Genomic DNA, 16,950 nt, shown 5'->3' with positions numbered 1-16,950 from the left:
AGTGAACAAGATACTAATTTATCTTTCGCCGGGACATAATGAAAGCAATAAGCACGGTATTTATTATCGAGGCAATAAGAGCAGAAAAACCAATGTAACCCTTACCCATTCCACCAAAACCACCTTTAAAGAAACTGATAACGATTAAAGTCATACTTAATAAGCTAGTTATAATAGGAAGCATTATTTTCTTTTCTTTTAAAAGTAAACTCAATACAAATATAACGATCCCAATTACGAAAGTTAAACCGATGAATTGGCTGATTACATCCATTACCTGTCGCCTCCTACTCTTCAAAAATCCAACGTTATAGTACTAGTATGCCATCCCAACCAAGTTAATGAATAGGAAAAAATCCATTTAGCTCTAACAAGCTTTTAGCAATTCCAATTATAATACAAGCGTTTACAACAAAAAACACTTATGTTAGGATACTTGTATACAAGTATTCACCTTTTATTTAAAGGATGTGTAAGTATATATGAAAGCCCTTTACCCAGAAAAAAGACTAGTAAATGCATCCATGGGCGCGAGAGTCGTGGCTGAGTTGCGTATGAGGATTATCACAAAAGCTATCCAAGATGAAACCGTTTTAACCGAAAACCAACTTGCCAAAGAGTTCCAAGTAAGCAGATCACCCATCAGAGAAGCACTTAGGACATTAACAAGTGAAAATTTAGTTCGCCCTGAGCGAATGGGTGTTGTAGTAGTTGGAATTTCAGAAAAAGATATTGAAGAAATATATGATATACGCCTAATGGTGGAGTCCTTTGTTTTTGAGCGATTACTCCATAAAGATAACGACAAACTTGTCGGCGAGCTTGAAAAATTAATTGAAATGATGAAGATCGCGGTCAAGTACAAGGATATCGACGAATTTTCGTTTCTCGACCTGGAATTTCATGAAACGATCATCCGATCCATTAATCACCGCTATATCTCGATGCTTTGGTCGAATATTAAACCTGTTATGGAGTGTTTAATTCTTTTATCTATGCGCTATCGATTGGAAGAGAACGATAAAGACTTTGAGCGTGTGATTGCCAATCATGAATTAATCTTGGAGTCCATTGCGAATAAGGATACAAATTTGATAAATCAGGCGTTCCACAAAAATTTTAATGATGTTCAGAATAAAGTAGAACAGTTATGGAGTAATGAAGAAATGATGAAGATTGCGAGGGAGAGCATTGAATCCAAATAACTATATGCTTGGTGTCGATATTGGGACAACCAGCACAAAAGCAGTATTATACCGAGAAACAGGTGAAATCATAGCACAGGAAAACAATGGCTATGAGCTTAACACACCAGATGTTTCAACAGCTGAGCAAAGCCCAGAAGAGATCTTTTTAGCTGTCCGACTATCTATTAAAAACATTATGAGCCAATCAGGCATTGATCCTGATAACCTTTCATTTATATCGTTCAGCAGTGCGATGCATAGTGTCATTGCCATGGATGAAGAAGATCAGCCACTAACCCGTTGTATAACTTGGGCAGACAATCGCAGTTCACAATGGTCAGATAAAATTAAAAATGAGCTAAATGGCCATGAAATTTATCGGAGAACTGGAACACCAATTCATCCAATGTCTCCGTTAAGTAAAATTACGTGGCTTCAACATGACAAGCCAGAGGTAGCGCAGAGAACGAAAAAATACATTGGTATTAAAGAATATGTCTTTTATCAATTGTTTGGTGACTATGTAGTAGATCACTCCATTGCCTCAGCGACCGGAATGATGAACCTAGAATCTTTAGACTGGGACAAGGAAGCTTTGGAGGTTGCAGGAATATCCGCTAACCAACTATCACGCCTTGCATCCACGACAGAAATACTAACAGGCTGTGACGCTAATTTAGCTCGTGAGATGGGTATAAAAACAGATACACGCTTTGTAATTGGTGCAAGTGATGGTGTTCTATCTAACATCGGTGTAAACGCCATCAAAAAAGGAGAAGTGGCAGTCACAATTGGTACGAGTGGAGCCATTCGCACAGTAATTCCTAAACCTAGAACAGATGCTAAAGGACGTATTTTTTGTTATGCCTTAACAGAAGATCATTGGGTTATCGGTGGCCCAGTTAATAATGGTGGGATGGTCTTACGCTGGATTCGTGATGAATTTGCAGCAAGTGAAGTGGAAACAGCAAAACGCTTAGGTGTCGACCCTTATGAGGTTCTAACTAGAATTGCCAGTCGTGTTGAACCAGGTGCGAACGGTTTACTCTTCCACCCATTCTTAGCTGGAGAACGCGCCCCACTGTGGAATGCAAATGTTCGCGGTTCTTTCATTGGCTTAACCTTGAATCATAAAAAAGAACATATGGTACGCGCAGCATTAGAAGGCGTCATCTTTAACCTATACTCTGTCTTTCTTGCGTTGGTAGAAGTCATGGATACCGATGTCACTGCCATAAAGGCAACAGGCGGATTTGCCAGATCTGAATTATGGCGGCAAATGATGGCAGATATTTTTGATCAGGATGTCATCATCCCGAAAAGCCATGAGTCCTCTTGTTTGGGAGCCTGTCTATTAGGTTTATATGCAGAAGAGAAAATTGATTCCTTTGATGTCGCAGAAGACTTAATCGGTTTTACCCATAAACACGAGCCGGATTCCTCAAACGCAGAATCTTATCAAGACTTGATGGCTATTTTCATACGCATCTCAAGATCTTTGGAGTATGAATATGAGCAAATCGCCAAGTATCAAGAAAAGCGCAGTGCGTCTGATAGCAAATAAAAAAGTAAATAATTACTAACTAGATTGGAGCTAACATGTTATGTCTGTAATGGAAAATCTCACACCCCTTTTTATTGTCGCGTTAGGGGTTGTCGTATTATTACTATTAATTATGAAACTAAACTTAAACACCTTTATTTCCCTCATCATTGTTGCTTTTCTCGTTGCTCTAGCATTAGGGATGCCACTTGATGAAATTGTTGGATCGATTGAAGGTGGGATGGGAAGTACACTTGGAGACATTGCACTAATATTTGGTTTTGGAGCCATTTTAGGTAAACTTATTTCCGATTCAGGGGGCGCTCAACGTATTGCCCTCACATTAATTAATAAATTCGGGGAAAAACATATCCAATGGGCTGTTGTTATTGCTTCGTTTATTATTGGGATTGCCCTATTTTTCGAAGTTGGTCTAGTGCTATTAGTTCCAATCATTCACCAGATTGCAAAACAGCTAAAAGTTTCTACCCTATATTTAGGGATTCCTATGATTGCAGCATTATCTGTAACACATGGATTTTTACCACCACATCCTGGGCCGACAGTTATTGCCCAGCAATACGGAGCAAATATCGGTATGGTCTTAATCTATGGCCTGATCATTGCGATCCCTACTGTGATTGTGGCAGGTCCATTGTTTACCATTGTTGCAAAAAAACTCGTACCGGATGCCTTCCAGAAAACCGGGGATATTAAATCATTAGGCGAAGTAAAACAATTTGAAATAGAAGATACACCAGGATTCGGGATTAGTGTATTTACGGCTATTTTCCCAGTTATTTTAATGGCGTTCGCCACGATTATTGATTTGCTTCAAGATGTCTGGGGCGTATCTGATAATGTATTTTTTGAGATTGTTCACCTGATTGGGGAACCAACTCCTGCATTGCTTTTATCAGTATTGCTAGCTATTTACACAATGGGAATTGCACGAAGCATTCCAATGAAAAATATCATGAAATCGGCAGAAGCTTCCATTCGTTCCATTAGTATGATGCTACTTATTATTGGTGGTGGCGGTGTCCTTAAGCAAGTGCTTATTGATGGTGGTGTTGGCGATTCTGTGGCAAAATTATTTGAGGGTAGTAGTATGTCACCAATTTTACTAGCCTGGATCATTGCCGCTATCTTAAGAATTTCCTTAGGTTCAGCTACCGTGGCCGCATTGACGACTGCTGGACTCGTTATTCCGTTGATGCAAGGGACTGATGTGAACCTCGCATTGATGGTTTTATCAACTGGAGCTGGTAGTGTCATCGCCTCGCACGTGAATGATGCAGGGTTTTGGATGTTTAAGGAATTCTTTGGTCTAACGATGAAAGAAACTTTTTCCACATGGACTTTACTCGAAACGGTTATTTCCGTGGTAGGACTAGGCTTCATTTTACTACTAAGTATATTTGTTTAAAGGATGTGTCATAAATTGAATTCAATAGGTGTATTTGGGCTCGGTGTAATGGGAGCAAACCTTGCAAAAAATATGGTGAATCACCAAGAGAAGGTTGCTGTTTATAATTACACGCCAGATCTAACAGAAAAATTTATTACCGAATTTCCAAATGATAATGCCGAGGCACATTACGAGCTAGAAAGCTTTATCGCTTCCTTAGAGAAGCCAAGAAAAATTTTCCTGATGGTGACAGCAGGTCCTGTTGTAGACTCTGTTATTAAATCTATGATCCCCCTACTTGAAAAAGGGGACATCATCATGGATGGTGGTAATTCCAACTTTCAAGATTCCAATAGAAGATACCATGAACTGAAAGATGCAGGACTTCACTTTTTAAGCGTTGGTGTTTCTGGTGGTGAAGAAGGTGCGCTTAACGGACCAGCTCTCATGCCGAGTGGCGATCCGGCAGCATATGCTCAGGTTGCTCCAATTTTGGAGAGTATTGCTGCACAGGTTGATGGGAAACCTTGTTGTACCTATTTAGGTAATGAAGGTTCAGGTCACTATGTAAAAATGGTGCACAACGGAATTGAATATGCAGACATGCAATTAATTACAGAGGCCTATCAATTCCTACGAGAAAAGCTGGGACTTACTGTAAACGAAATTGCAGATGTATTTAAATCATGGAATGAATCAGAGTTGGAAAGCTACTTGATTGAGATTACGAGCGAGATTCTCACTCATGTGGATGAAGAGACGAAGCAGCCAACGATTGATGTCATTCTCGATAAATCCGGTTCCAAAGGTACTGGTAAATGGACAAGTCAAAATGCTTTAGATGTCGGCGTACCACTTTCCATCATCACAGAGTCCGTATTTGCTAGATATCTTTCCGGACTAAAAGAGGAACGTGTTTTAGCGGAAGCAGAATTAGCAGGCCCGACTATTAATAATGAGGAAATCGACAAGGATACGTGGCTCAACCTAGTCAAGGAAGCACTATTCATGGGAAAAATTGCGGCATACGCGCAAGGCTTCCATCAATACAAACAGGCATCTGATCACTATGGATGGGAATTGAAACTCGATGAGATCGCCTTGATTTTCAGAGGCGGCTGTATTATCCGAGCCGATATTCTAAATCCGATTAGTGAAGCCTTCAAAGCTGACCCTGACTTACCTAATCTACTGCTTGCACCTTACTTCAAGGAAAAAGCAGGCAAATACGAAAAATCGCTTCGTCAGGTTACAATGAAAGGCATGGAAAATGGCATGTCCTTACCTTGTTTTAGTGCCTCATTAACATACTATGATGGCTATCGTTCCGCACAAAGTGGCGCCAATATGATCCAAGCACAGCGTGATTATTTTGGAGCACACACGTACGAACGTAAAGATAAGGCTGGAATTTTCCATACAGAATGGTATTAAAGTAAACAATACTCCCTTAAGCAGTGGCTTAGGGGAGTTTATTTTTATATAAAAAGCCAAGAATCTGTCTGTCTGTAAACAAACTAGCTCTTGGCTTTTTCTAATCTTCATTTTCATGATTTTCGTAGTAAACTGAAATTTGTTATAACAAGTTAAACCATTCTCTTTTTGAGACTGTAACATCCATCTTTTGCCTTTTACTCAATTAGCCTTTCCCCGATCGAAAAAACAATATGAAAAGCATGTTTGTATTCATCCACCAATTCATTGCGTCATTATCTCTCATTCTTCTTCTATTCTCATAAGCTTCTTTTCTTAAATTATTTATATGGTCGTTTGTAATACTTCTATAAATATCTAAATGATAACACACGGTGATTCCTCCCTTACGTTGTTTTACTTTTTTCTCAACAACCGGGAAGGCTTCAGGACGGCATGGTGACAGACATATCCCCGAAATTTACTCTTATATTAATCAAGAGTACTTTCAGGTGGTAATACCAATTATTTCAACTTCTGTTTATAGTGCGTGTTCAAAAAGTTTTTACCGGACTTTTTGAACAACCTATACTAAAATCACCTTATTTGATGCATTCAACATACTGCAGCCTCCTTTCACCATTAGCTATCGCTACATATTCATTAACTCACTAAACAACCTTGCCGAACAAGGGAAAGAATTGTTATAACCATTCTTTACAAGTTTTTCTTTAGAAATTGTTCTGTACTGGAAAAATTAAAAAGCGTGGTAATCAGATGTCTCTTTTACCACGCTTCCCTAATTATAAGTTAGTCTTTTTATATGAACTCTTTTACGATCCATCACAAATGTTTCGCGTTTTATAAATGATTTTTCGAATACTGTCTACAGACAAATTGTACATCTGCTCAAGCTCTTCAAGGGATGTTCCCTCTCTAGACATTTTAAAAATTTCTTCATTTCTCTGGGCAAGTATCTCCCGTGAACCGTTTACTTCTCCCCATCCCGCACGCTGACTCTTTTTCTTAGGGATGTAAATCAGTTCTCCCTGGATATATTTCTGCATTTCTTTTAGCAGGTTAGGGGGAAGAACCTCTTTTCCATTTTTGTATTGCACGATTTACGTCCTCCTTTAAAAGGTATCCATTGATTCGATGTGTGTACAGATTCCAATTAATCATGCGACTTCATCTCCTTTCTTCTAATTTTATTTTTTGATCCTTTGTCCTTAAGTATAATCTACTTCTTCCACAACCGAAAGATGCTAATTTTCCGAATAATAATTTGTTAATAAAAGGGGTCGCAAAACGCGACCCCTTACGTTGCGATTCCCGCTATGCGGAAATCACCTCAATTTCTGCGTAATTCATAATCAGCCTCCTTTCACAAGAGTCTGTCGGTCCGACACCCTTATTAACTCATAGGACAGGCAGTAAGCACAAGGGAAAGAATGATTATATCTATTTTATGACTATACTGCGGTGGTGAAATAGATTCCTCAGGGGTTTGCTAAAACCTACTTGGTCATTTCACAATCTTTTCATTCATTGCCTCCTAACGTTTATTCTCCCTTCCAACCAGGGTAATTCTATAATAAAGCGTAATAATACATGGAGGGATATAATGGAGTATATTAATCTAGGGAACTCAGGTCTTCGTGTACCGAAATATATACTTGGTACAATTCCTTTTAGTGGTACAAATGGATTTGAGCCAGCAGGAGATGTGAAAGAGGAAGAAGCACGCAAGATGGTCGACATTGCATTGGACGCTGGCATCAATATGTTTGATACAGCAAACCTGTATTCTCGCGGTGATGCTGAAAGGGTATTAGGCGCAGCAATAAAAGGGCGCCGAGATGAAGTGCTATTAACCTCAAAAACTGGCTTCCCGATAGGGGATGGCCCAAATGAACAGGGCGCTTCCCGGATTCACTTAAAGAACTCTATTGATCAATCATTAGAGCGTCTTGGTACAGACTATATCGATCTTTATTTTGTTCATTTGTGGGATGGACGTACACCGATTGAAGAAACGGTTGAAACGATGACTGAGCTTGTCAAGTCAGGTAAAATTCGTTATTGGGGTGTCTCCAACTATAGTGGTTGGGCACTAGCAAGAACGCTATCAATTGCCGAAAAGCCTGGCTATATTGCACCGGTTTGTCAGCAAATTTACTACACTCCTGAAGCACGTGAAGCGGAATATGAGCTACTACCAGCAGCAAGTGAAATGGGCATTGGCTCTATGATATGGAGTCCACTTGGTGAGGGATTGCTTACAGGTAAAATTGACCGCGATAACGATGCGCCGAAAAACACAAGACAGGGCGAGGGATGGCCAGAGCCTTGGGTAATGGATGACGAAAGATTATATAACGTCATCGATGCCTTAAAAGAAGTAGCTGAAAAACGCGGAGCGAGCGTTCCGCAAATCGCACTTTCTTGGGTAAAAGATCGACCTAATATTGGACCTGTAGTCATCGCAGCACGAAATGAAGAGCAATTACGGGAGAATATCGACTCCTACGAAATCAAGCTAACAAAGGAAGAGCATGACAAAATTGAGTCTGTCGCACGTCCGGCACCAATTTATCCACTTTGGCACCGTGTAATGGCTGCCATGGATCAAGGCTCCCCTTCTGAAATGCCATATTTAGAGGAATATAAAAAAACATTAGGTATTTAAATGACATGAAAAGGCATTGGCTAGAGACCCAATGCTTTTTGTAACCTTCCTTATTCATTTTTATTACCCAATTGAATGGATATGAATACCTAACTCCGCTTTTTTTAATAAACTACTCTAATCATTTCTCCTGTTCTGGCATAGTATTTTAAAAAGACCGGAGAGGGGAATTGATGATGTATTATCCTTATGTAAATGTTTATAGGCAGAACACGCCCAACGATCATAACCGTGCAAATCAAGTTATGACGGTAGTAGGGAATGGCTCTGTCTCCGTACAGCCTGACATCGCGAATGTGGAATTAGGAGTTATGACAGAAAACGTCTCCCTCCTTGAAGCTCAACAAGCAAATGCGGAGGCCATGAACCAGGTTATTGAAGCATTGCTACGTTTGGGCATACCCAGGGAAAATATACAAACCACTAGTTATACAGTGAATCCTCGTTATGATTTCGTTGATGGAGAACAAATTTTTAGAGGTTACCAAGTGACAAACTTGATTTCAGTATCCATAACAGCAATTGATCAAATTGGAAGTATATTAGATGCAGCTGTAGAGAGTGGAGCAAACCAGGTCAACTCTATTCAATTCACTGTCCAAAATAGTGATGCATACAAACAACAAGCACTCCAGGAAGCATTGGCCAATGCCCAAGGAAAGGCAAATGCGCTCGCTACTTCCATGCAAGTAAACCTTAATCCCATTCCCTTTCGGATTAAGGAGCTATCAGAAACGATGCCAATTCCTTTTTCAAAGATGGCTCTGTCAGCAGAAGCTGCAGCAACACCGATTGAACCAGGAGAGCTTGAAATCCGTGCTAATCTGGAAGTGAAATTTCAGTACTAAAAAGAATAGAAGCTGTTATCACAAGTCATTCTTTTTCCTTTCTTGTTGATACAGCTTCTTCATGTTTGCATACATTAGGAATGAAGTAATACTAATAGTTGTTAACGAAAGCACAATGAACTTTTCAATGGTGGTTTCAAACACAATGTTACCTCCCCTCTAATTCTTTGGCTTTTGCAGTTTTCTAACCAGTAATAAATCCTTTATTCCATGAAAAATGATATGGAGTATAGCAAGAACCGTAATGATATTAAAAAACGCATTTCCATAAAAGGTTAAATAATCGGAAAAAAAATTCCATTCTACTATACGAGTTGCAAAGTTACCTATTACATTGTTGTTTGGTTCAAGGAATGTGCCATCTATTAGAACGAATACAATCATCATAATCACAAAACCGCTGATGGTGATTATCCATTTCCTTCGTAGCTTCCCTGATCTTGTCTGTTTCTCTTCACCCACTTCAGTACCTCCTATCTTTGCTGTTTATACGTGGAAGATCTCTTCTTTGTTTCAAACAATAGGAATGCCCATACAGAAAACCCCATCCCCCATTACGAAATAAACTTCTCCCCCTTTTAACCATCTCCTTATCACGCAACTAATTTTATGCTAAAGTTAGGGCAAGAATAACCTGATGAACACTTGGAGGCTAATTTATGGAAGAGACCGTTTCATTAAGAGATTTAAAAGCATTTGTTGAAAAGAAAACAAAAAAGAAAACCATCCTGAAAGTCATCTGGAATGATCAAGAGAAAATTACGTTGCTGATCACACCCAACATGAAAATTAATTCCTTTATTATAGATGAAAAGGAAGGCTATTTATTTTATGACATAGAGGGGAAACTCGTACAGCAGGCTATCCCCTGTGTGTTGCCAGAAGATGCCATGCTTGGAGATAAGATCAGCCTTGATAAGAGCGTTACAATTGGCGGACAAGCCCTTTCCAAAGACGATAAGGCACTTTTAAAAGGGTAAACTAGAAACTGACCTTCCTTCTATCTGGAAGCAAGATCAGTTTCCCGGCTATAGTTTTTACTGTATTCCGACCATCCTGTTTGCCATATACAATGCCTTGTCCGCACGATTTCCTCTTTTAAGCGAGTTTCTTTTCATTTAATGTAGCATACCAACTATTAAGAGTGGGGTTTTTACACAAGCTTTGCCTATATCTTGATACTCTTTACTGCATAGTGTGTAAAGAAAACGACTATCTTCGCTTTGCAATGAAAGACCCGATCCCCGTAATCCAAATATATGCAAAGAAGAAAATCCATAAATAGAGAAGCGGGATATTATCACTTCCTATAAGAGTAAAAATAGTCATACCTATAAATAGAACGGCTAAAAAAAGATGGGAAGAGAATGCAAAAAAGCGAAATACATTGTGGGCTACCCGTTCATCTGCTTCAGGTACATTGTCTTTTTTACGCTTTTTCTTTATCACTTCTATTATTACTAATAGGACTGCCCCAACTAAACTACCAAGTACAACCTCGTAAGGAAATTCTCCACTAAAAAGGTACACGAGAACCGCTCCCAAAATCCCACCGAATGCAGTGCATCCAATAATAAAAAATCCTCTCCATTTTTCGAAGAACGCTCCCCACTTTTTCCTTTCAGTTTTTTTCATGTTTCATCCTCCTCTAAGATAAAGATCTCTTCTATCGGAACATTAAAATAGGCTACTAGTTTTAAAGCTAATTCTAAACTTGGATTATATTTTTTTTTTTCAATTGCGTTGATCGTTTGGCGTGTCACTTGTAAATCCTCTGCCATTCGAATCTGTGTGATTCCTTTTTCTTTGCGGATCTTTTTAATATGATTGATCACACCCATGAGCTCGACCTCCACGTTTATGGTAAAGATATCTTTACGTTTAGAATAACAAATCTCTTTAGGTATGTAAAGATATCTTTACCTCATGTTTCGTTGCCTTTATTTCGGGAACAGAATTAATATAGGATATATTAACTAATTCTGATAAAACTCAAAAGAAAGGATGGTATCTTTATGCCTAGATTAGAAGGTAAAACAGCAGTCATTACAGGGGGCGCAGGCGGTATCGGGAAGAAAACAGCCGAATTCTTTTTAAAAGAAGGCGCCAAGGTATTACTAGTAGATATGAATCAGGATGCTCTAGATGAAGTGAAGTCAAACTTAGATCAATATGGTGAAGTAGCTGTTGCAAAAGCAAATGTGACAGACGAAGACGAGGTAAAAGGATATGTAAATAAAGCGAAGGAAGAATTCGGTTCTATCGATATTTTCTTCAATAATGCTGGTATAGAGGGAACTGTTGCCCCAATAGCTGAACAGAAACTGGAAGACTATCAAAAGGTTATGGCAGTTAATGGCGATGGCGTATTCCTTGGGTTGAAATATGTACTCCCTGTCATGTCAGAGCAAGAAAGTGGAAGCATTATTAATACTTCTTCTGTTGCCGGACTTGGCGGTTTTCCAGGTATGGCACCTTATGTTGCCTCCAAACATGCTATTATTGGCTTATCAAAATCAGCCGCAATGGAGGTCGCAGATAAAGGAGTTCGTGTTAATTCCATTCATCCGTCCCCAGTTAACACACGGATGATGCGTTCCATCGAGAAAGGTCAAAATCCGGACGACCCAAACAGTTCAAAAGAAGAGCAGACGAAAGCAATTCCACTAGCACGCTACGGGGAAGCAGAAGACATTGCCAACCTCGTACTATTCCTTGCTTCTGATGAAAGTAAATTCATTACAGGATCAGAGTATCGCGTAGATGGTGGACAGCAAACGAGCTAATAAGAAACGCAATTAATGACAAGCCGCGGGAGAGCTTTCCTTCTCCTATTTTAAAAAGCATCCTACCCTTCACAAGGGCAGGATGCTTTTCTATTTACCTTTAACTGAGTTTGTTTTCTTTAATAAATAAAGAAGATATGGCGCTCCAATCAAGGAGACGATGATCCCTGCAGGTATTTCCTTTGGTGCAAGTATAAAGCGGCCGAGAAAATCTGCTGACAGAAGTAGGATACCACCAACCGCTAACGTCAATGGGAGTACACGTAGCAGTTTAGGACCTACAAGCTGCCTTGCAATATGTGGTGACAGTAAGCCAACAAAGCTGATCGCCCCGACGATAGAGACGCTAATAGCTGACAGGACGACACCTAATACAACCATTAGTAATCGCATACGATCCGTTTTCACTCCAAGGCCAATCGAAATGGCATCCCCAAAGGAAAGGATATCAAACGTTGTAGCGAGATAAATGATAATTGGTAGAATGAGAATAATCGTGATTATAAAAATGATAAAATCATTCCAGCCCACGCCATATGTACTACCGGCTAGCCATGTTAGTGCTTGGCTTGCATGTACATTTGCCTTTACGAGCAATATTTGAATAATTGCAGCTCCTACAGCCGAAATTGCAATCCCCATCAGTAAAAGCATCATTGGCTGGTATCCACTTCGTGCACTTATTGCTAAAACGATGACCATCGTAATAAGGGCTCCAAGTAATGCGCCAATTGGAATGAATACGAAAGGTGCCGAAGGAAAAACAATAATAAACACCATTGCAAACACACTTGCTCCTGAGGTAATCCCTAACACGGAAGCTTCTGCAAGCGGGTTACGTAGCACCGTTTGTAATAATAGGCCACTTACTGCCATCATCATCCCGACACCAAAACTTACAAACACACGTGGAACACGTAAATCCCATACAAAGCGGTTATACATAATCTCTTGTGGCAAAGCGAATAACTTCGTAAAACTTGTGCCTCCAAAAGACAAACTCGTAATAATAATTAGTAGTGTTACAACCCCTAGAATAGGATAAAAAACCTTGGGCTTTGTTATTCGTATTTTACCTTCTAAAGCATTACCTGATGCTCGCGAATTTGAGCTCATTTTTAATGCTAAGTAAACAAGCCAAGGTGCTCCAACAATAGCCGTCATTGCCCCGACTGGTAGCTCAGAAGTCTGAGAAATGATACGAACCAAAATATCCGCCGCAATTAATAAGCTCGCCCCTACAACGATATTACCGAGAATCATTGTTCGATGCATACGAAATCCCATAAGTCTTACTAAATGGGGAGCAATAATGCCGACAAACCCGATTGGTCCCACAACCGTTACTGTAACTGCGGCAAGCAGGATCGCAATTGCCCAACCCAACAACTTACTTAATGTAACATTTTGACCAAGGCCAATCGCCGTTTCCTCACCTAATAACAAAATATCAAATCGCCGGCTTACAATTAGTGCTACAACAAGTGTAATGAGTATCCATGGTGCTGCAAACTGTACTCCACCCCAATCTAGCTGTAAGAGCGTTCCTGCGCCCCATAAGAAAAGTCCAGAAACTTCATTTTGAAATAACAGCTGTAACGCACTTGTAAACGAGGAAAACAGCATCGTTACAATCATCCCTGTTAACGCGATCCGAACAGGATCCAGTGACTTTCCAACAAGAAATGTTACACAGAGTGCCGCTAATATACCCCCAGCCATTGTTACAGCAATGGGGGAAGTTCCAGTAAGACCTGGAAAGAAAATGGTAAAAAAGACCACGAAAAAGTAGGCCCCCGCGTGGATACCAAGCGTACTCGCACTTGCTAAGGGGTTTTTGGTCATTGTTTGCAGTAGCATTCCTGCTACCGCTAAAGCTGCACCCGCCAAACAACCAATGACGAAGCGGGGCATCCGACTATGTAATAAGAAATTCATTTGACGCTCATCATGCCAAACCTCTGTCCAAAATGCAAAAAACCCACCTGAAGCTTGTCCTTGGCTCACATGAATGAGCCCAAGGACAAGAAACAATAGGATACTTCCAATGAAATATAGCGTAGCTTTTACATTCATAACATTAATTCACGAGCGCTTCTTCTAGCTGCTCAATTAAGGTTTCCATAGATAGGACACTACCGAATGTCCAAACTCCTGGACCTACATCATACATCGCATCTTCTTCAACGAAGTTTAGGCCGTTCCAAGCACTGTTATCTGCAAGATTGTCGAATAACGGATCATCTTCTTGCACGGTATGAATGAAGAGTGCCTCATCATAATTTGATACACCTTCTACATTTGCTTCAATAAATCCGCTTGACTGAGGATCCTGATCTTGAATTTTATTTGTAAGTCCTAAACCTTCTAACACATGGCTTACAGTAGAGTTTTCTGTAAACAAGCGGAAGGTAGGTGCTTCATTTACCGTATAGGCTTGTGTGAAAACAAATTCCTTCGTCGGTAAATCTGCTGCTTCGATTTTTTCAGCCCCTTCTGCCATCCGCTCCTCTAAATGCGTAATATGGTCTTCGGCTTCTTGCTCTTTTCCAACCAACATAGCGGTTTGCTTAAATGTTTTTAACATATCAGCATACAAATTCTCAATTGCTTCATCGGTTGTGTTTTCATACATAACGACCGGAGCGATTTTCTCTAACTCTTCTTTCAGTTCGCCTTGATACCCCTTCATGCCTATAATGACATCTGGCTCAAGCTTCGCAATTTCTTCAATATTCGGCTCTGTTCTCAATCCAACCTCTGTTACACTGTCATCTAACTTTTCGTCAATGGTTACCCATTTATTAAAGCCCTCAATATCTGTAACACCGACTGGTTGTACACCAACGGCTAGTAATTCCTCAACAATACTCCATTCTATTGCAACAACTTTTTGTGGGGCCTGATCAAATTCCTGTTCACCATAGCCATCTTCAATTACAATTTTTTCGCTTGCTGTATTTTCTGACTCGTTAGAGCTAGTATCCTCTTCATCTTTTTGCATACATCCTGCTAAAACAAGAACACCAACTAATAACATAAATAAGATCTTTTTCATTTCTTATAACTCCAATTCCGCGTATATTTTTTTGTTTTTGGTTTTAAAAGATTCGTGATGGGAGGAAACCATCGCTGTTTTAACAGCAGCAGGCTCAATAAACTGCTTTGCACGATTTACAGCATTCGCCGCATCATGAAATGCACCCGCAATTAGATTGACTTTCCCGTCATAGTTAATGGCATCACCTGCAGCATAAATTCCGGGAACAGAGGTCTCTGCCATGCTGGTTCCTTGTATTCCATACTCAGGATGCATGTTAATCGTTACATCACTCTGCTCAATTAAGTCGTTTACTGTGTCATAGCCGTGATTAATGATAACTTCATCTACAGCAAGCTTGTCTGTGTCATTTAAGGTCACACTCTCTATCACATCTGTCCCATTTAAACCTGTAATGACAGATTCATAGATTACTTCAACAGAGCTATCTAACAGCTTTTGGATGTCAGCTTCATGGCCTGTAAAATGGTCCTTTCGGTAAGTGACATAAACCTTTTTCGCGATTGGTTCTAATGTATTAGCCCAATCCACTGCCGAGTGGCCCCCACCTGAAATTAAGACTACTTTATCTTTGAAACGAGCTAAGGACTTTACAGTATAATGCAGGTTTGATTGAATAAATCTTTCCTCACCCGATAAGCCAACTTTTTTCGGTGTGAGAATCCCACTACCTGTCGCAAGAATGACTGTTTTACTAGTATGGCTTTCACCTGCTGCAGTAGATAATAGAAACCCATTCTCTTGCTGTGAAATCCCTTCCACTTTTGTGTTAAGAGCCACCGTTGGATCGAAAAGTACAGCCTGTTCGGATAAATGGGTGATGAGCTGCTCCCCCAATACTGGTGGCATTCCGCCAACATCCCAAATCATCTTTTCCGGATAGGCATGCAGCTTGCCACCTAGCACTGCCTGGCTGTCAATGAGCTTTGTTTTCATTCCACGCAATCCACTATAAAAAGCTGCGTACAATCCTGCTGGACCTGTGCCTATTATGGTTACATCATACATGGGCTACGCCTCCTTCATGCCATACGAAAGACATATTGGATTCTGGCTAAACGGGCAAACTGTCAACATCGCTTGGATTTGGAATACATCCTGCAAGTTTGGCGCCGTCATCACTTCGTGTGGTGCACCTTGTTGGATTACTTTTCCATCACGCATTGCAATAAGATTATGTGAGAACCTTGAAGCATGGTTTAAATCATGCAATACCATCACGATCGTTTTGTTTTGTTCTTTGTTTAGCTTATCCAGCAATTGTAATATATCCAGCTGATGAGCCATATCAAGGTAGGTTGTTGGTTCATCCAAAATTACAACTTCCGTATCCTGGGCTAATGCCATAGCAATCCAAACTCGCTGACGCTGACCACCAGATAATGCTTCTACCGGACGGTCCTCTAGATCGCTCAGTCCTGTAGCCTCAAGTGCCCAGTCAATTGCATCAAGGTCTTCCTGCTTCTGTTTACCAAACTTAGACTGATGCGGGAAACGACCATATGTAATCAATTCTCTCACTGTTAACCCAGCTGGCGCTTCTGCTGACTGTGGGAGAATGGCCATTTTACGCGCTATATTTTTGGTGGATGTTTGACTGATGGCCTTTCCATCTAAATAAATCGCTCCACTTTTTGCTTTTAAAATTCGGGCAATCGTCTTAATTAAAGTCGACTTACCACAACCATTCGGTCCAATTACCGTCGTAATTTTCCCTTTAGGAATGCTAAGGTTTAAAGAATCTATAATAAGTGTGTCGCCATAACCGACTTGCACATCTTCTACATGTATCATATGTCCACCTCAATTGATAATGATTATCATTACTACTGATACTATAGGTATATGTCTGATTTGTCAATTGAATTCGCAAAGTTTTCACTGTTTTGTAGGAATTTTGGCAGGGGGGGGTGAATTGGTGTGATCGATTGCGTAGTTGAGTTGGTTGATTGTTGTGTGGGATTGGTTGATAATTCCTCTGACTTGGTTGATTCCTCATCGTTCTTGGTTGA

The 16,950-nt window shown here is 40.1% G+C and carries 19 protein-coding genes; 8 read left to right on the top strand and 11 right to left on the bottom strand.

Going from position 1 to position 16,950, the window contains the following annotated elements:
* Nucleotides 1-13: 13 nt before the first annotated feature.
* Nucleotides 14-274: a YesK family protein gene (locus BN985_RS03245; RefSeq protein WP_052360594.1), complete on the bottom strand. Its 261-nt coding sequence runs from the start codon at nucleotides 272-274 to the stop codon at nucleotides 14-16.
* Between the two features lie 208 nt (nucleotides 275-482).
* On the opposite strand from BN985_RS03245, the gene BN985_RS03240 reads away from it, so the two are divergent.
* From BN985_RS03240 to gnd, 4 genes are read left to right on the top strand one after another with little or no spacing between them, the layout of a single operon-like run.
* Nucleotides 483-1,205, top strand: coding sequence for a GntR family transcriptional regulator (locus BN985_RS03240; RefSeq protein WP_042221062.1), 723 nt, complete (start codon nucleotides 483-485; stop codon nucleotides 1,203-1,205).
* 4 nt (nucleotides 1,206-1,209) lie between these two features.
* Nucleotides 1,210-2,751 carry a gluconokinase gene (gntK, locus tag BN985_RS03235; RefSeq protein WP_042222872.1) on the top strand — a complete coding sequence of 514 codons (1,542 nt, stop codon included), beginning with the start codon at nucleotides 1,210-1,212 and terminating at the stop codon, nucleotides 2,749-2,751.
* Nucleotides 2,752-2,800: 49 nt separating this feature from the next.
* Nucleotides 2,801-4,159, top strand: coding sequence for a gluconate:H+ symporter (locus tag BN985_RS03230; protein WP_042222871.1), 1,359 nt, complete (start codon nucleotides 2,801-2,803; stop codon nucleotides 4,157-4,159).
* A 15-nt stretch (nucleotides 4,160-4,174) separates the two neighbouring features.
* A complete protein-coding gene (gene gnd, locus BN985_RS03225) occupies nucleotides 4,175-5,575 on the top strand; it encodes a decarboxylating NADP(+)-dependent phosphogluconate dehydrogenase (protein ID WP_408634657.1) in 1,401 nt (466 codons plus the stop codon).
* A 205-nt stretch (nucleotides 5,576-5,780) separates the two neighbouring features.
* On the opposite strand, the gene BN985_RS18920 is transcribed toward gnd, so the two are convergent.
* Both BN985_RS18920 and BN985_RS03220 read right to left on the bottom strand, forming a co-directional pair.
* Nucleotides 5,781-5,948 (bottom strand): hypothetical protein, encoded by a 168-nt coding sequence (locus BN985_RS18920; RefSeq protein WP_156960066.1) that lies wholly within the window; start codon nucleotides 5,946-5,948, stop codon nucleotides 5,781-5,783.
* A gap of 439 nt (nucleotides 5,949-6,387) precedes the next feature.
* Entirely contained in the window at nucleotides 6,388-6,672 is a 285-nt protein-coding gene (locus tag BN985_RS03220; protein WP_042221060.1) for a CD3324 family protein, read from the bottom strand.
* Between the two features lie 506 nt (nucleotides 6,673-7,178).
* Between BN985_RS03220 and BN985_RS03215 the strand changes: the two genes are divergently transcribed.
* Nucleotides 7,179-8,243 carry an aldo/keto reductase gene (locus BN985_RS03215; RefSeq protein ID WP_042221059.1) on the top strand — a complete coding sequence of 355 codons (1,065 nt, stop codon included), beginning with the start codon at nucleotides 7,179-7,181 and terminating at the stop codon, nucleotides 8,241-8,243.
* A gap of 173 nt (nucleotides 8,244-8,416) precedes the next feature.
* Nucleotides 8,417-9,091 carry an SIMPL domain-containing protein gene (locus BN985_RS03210; RefSeq protein ID WP_084157439.1) on the top strand — a complete coding sequence of 225 codons (675 nt, stop codon included), beginning with the start codon at nucleotides 8,417-8,419 and terminating at the stop codon, nucleotides 9,089-9,091.
* An 18-nt stretch (nucleotides 9,092-9,109) separates the two neighbouring features.
* Here the strand turns inward: BN985_RS03210 and BN985_RS19450 are convergent, their stop codons facing one another.
* Nucleotides 9,110-9,235 (bottom strand): hypothetical protein, encoded by a 126-nt coding sequence (locus BN985_RS19450; RefSeq protein ID WP_269635254.1) that lies wholly within the window; start codon nucleotides 9,233-9,235, stop codon nucleotides 9,110-9,112.
* 15 nt (nucleotides 9,236-9,250) lie between these two features.
* Nucleotides 9,251-9,553 carry a YfzA family protein gene (locus BN985_RS03205; RefSeq protein ID WP_042221056.1) on the bottom strand — a complete coding sequence of 101 codons (303 nt, stop codon included), beginning with the start codon at nucleotides 9,551-9,553 and terminating at the stop codon, nucleotides 9,251-9,253.
* Between the two features lie 197 nt (nucleotides 9,554-9,750).
* Between BN985_RS03205 and BN985_RS03200 the strand changes: the two genes are divergently transcribed.
* On the top strand, nucleotides 9,751-10,071 hold the full coding sequence (locus BN985_RS03200) for a hypothetical protein (RefSeq protein WP_042221055.1): 321 nt from the start codon (nucleotides 9,751-9,753) through the stop codon (nucleotides 10,069-10,071).
* A gap of 232 nt (nucleotides 10,072-10,303) precedes the next feature.
* Here the strand turns inward: BN985_RS03200 and BN985_RS03195 are convergent, their stop codons facing one another.
* Entirely contained in the window at nucleotides 10,304-10,726 is a 423-nt protein-coding gene (locus tag BN985_RS03195; protein WP_052360593.1) for a hypothetical protein, read from the bottom strand.
* A complete protein-coding gene (locus BN985_RS03190) occupies nucleotides 10,723-10,932 on the bottom strand; it encodes a helix-turn-helix transcriptional regulator (RefSeq protein WP_042221054.1) in 210 nt (69 codons plus the stop codon). The genes BN985_RS03195 and BN985_RS03190 overlap by 4 nt, the downstream gene beginning before the upstream one ends.
* Nucleotides 10,933-11,106: 174 nt before the next feature.
* Between BN985_RS03190 and BN985_RS03185 the strand changes: the two genes are divergently transcribed.
* Nucleotides 11,107-11,877 carry an SDR family NAD(P)-dependent oxidoreductase gene (locus BN985_RS03185; protein WP_042221053.1) on the top strand — a complete coding sequence of 257 codons (771 nt, stop codon included), beginning with the start codon at nucleotides 11,107-11,109 and terminating at the stop codon, nucleotides 11,875-11,877.
* 90 nt (nucleotides 11,878-11,967) lie between these two features.
* Here BN985_RS03185 and BN985_RS03180 read toward each other — a convergent pair whose 3' ends face one another.
* Genes BN985_RS03180 through BN985_RS03165 form a run of 4 tightly spaced genes read right to left on the bottom strand, consistent with a single transcriptional unit; the run spans nucleotide 11,968 to nucleotide 16,732 of the window.
* Nucleotides 11,968-13,953, bottom strand: a complete 1,986-nt coding sequence (locus BN985_RS03180) for an iron ABC transporter permease (protein ID WP_042221052.1) — start codon at nucleotides 13,951-13,953, stop codon at nucleotides 11,968-11,970.
* Between the two features lie 4 nt (nucleotides 13,954-13,957).
* Nucleotides 13,958-14,935 carry an ABC transporter substrate-binding protein gene (locus BN985_RS03175; protein ID WP_042221050.1) on the bottom strand — a complete coding sequence of 326 codons (978 nt, stop codon included), beginning with the start codon at nucleotides 14,933-14,935 and terminating at the stop codon, nucleotides 13,958-13,960.
* 3 nt (nucleotides 14,936-14,938) lie between these two features.
* The gene (locus BN985_RS03170) at nucleotides 14,939-15,946 is read right to left on the bottom strand and encodes an NAD(P)/FAD-dependent oxidoreductase (protein WP_042221049.1); all 1,008 of its coding nucleotides are present in this window, start codon (nucleotides 15,944-15,946) and stop codon (nucleotides 14,939-14,941) included.
* A 3-nt stretch (nucleotides 15,947-15,949) separates the two neighbouring features.
* The gene (locus BN985_RS03165; protein ID WP_042221048.1) at nucleotides 15,950-16,732 is read right to left on the bottom strand and encodes an ABC transporter ATP-binding protein; all 783 of its coding nucleotides are present in this window, start codon (nucleotides 16,730-16,732) and stop codon (nucleotides 15,950-15,952) included.
* Nucleotides 16,733-16,950 lie beyond the last annotated feature (218 nt).

The organism is Oceanobacillus manasiensis, assembly GCF_000724085.1.
Taxonomy (GTDB): Bacteria; Bacillota; Bacilli; order Bacillales; family Amphibacillaceae; genus Oceanobacillus_B; species Oceanobacillus_B manasiensis.
The sequence above is the reverse complement of the archived record's forward strand: the minus strand, read 5'-3'. Positions and strand labels throughout refer to the sequence as shown.

Coding starts and splice junctions, on each gene's coding strand:
- BN985_RS03185 (WP_042221053.1), top strand. CDS start 11,107: ATGCCTAGATTAGAAGGTAAAACAGCAGTCATTACAGGGGGCGCAGGC.
- BN985_RS03200 (WP_042221055.1), top strand. CDS start 9,751: ATGGAAGAGACCGTTTCATTAAGAGATTTAAAAGCATTTGTTGAAAAG.
- BN985_RS03240 (WP_042221062.1), top strand. CDS start 483: ATGAAAGCCCTTTACCCAGAAAAAAGACTAGTAAATGCATCCATGGGC.
- BN985_RS03190 (WP_042221054.1), bottom strand. CDS start 10,932: ATGGGTGTGATCAATCATATTAAAAAGATCCGCAAAGAAAAAGGAATC.
- BN985_RS03210 (WP_084157439.1), top strand. CDS start 8,417: ATGATGTATTATCCTTATGTAAATGTTTATAGGCAGAACACGCCCAAC.
- BN985_RS03215 (WP_042221059.1), top strand. CDS start 7,179: ATGGAGTATATTAATCTAGGGAACTCAGGTCTTCGTGTACCGAAATAT.
- BN985_RS03245 (WP_052360594.1), bottom strand. CDS start 274: ATGGATGTAATCAGCCAATTCATCGGTTTAACTTTCGTAATTGGGATC.
- BN985_RS03175 (WP_042221050.1), bottom strand. CDS start 14,935: ATGAAAAAGATCTTATTTATGTTATTAGTTGGTGTTCTTGTTTTAGCA.
- BN985_RS03195 (WP_052360593.1), bottom strand. CDS start 10,726: ATGAAAAAAACTGAAAGGAAAAAGTGGGGAGCGTTCTTCGAAAAATGG.
- gntK (WP_042222872.1), top strand. CDS start 1,210: ATGCTTGGTGTCGATATTGGGACAACCAGCACAAAAGCAGTATTATAC.
- BN985_RS03165 (WP_042221048.1), bottom strand. CDS start 16,732: ATGATACATGTAGAAGATGTGCAAGTCGGTTATGGCGACACACTTATT.
- BN985_RS03180 (WP_042221052.1), bottom strand. CDS start 13,953: ATGAATGTAAAAGCTACGCTATATTTCATTGGAAGTATCCTATTGTTT.
- BN985_RS03170 (WP_042221049.1), bottom strand. CDS start 15,946: ATGTATGATGTAACCATAATAGGCACAGGTCCAGCAGGATTGTACGCA.
- BN985_RS03230 (WP_042222871.1), top strand. CDS start 2,801: ATGGAAAATCTCACACCCCTTTTTATTGTCGCGTTAGGGGTTGTCGTA.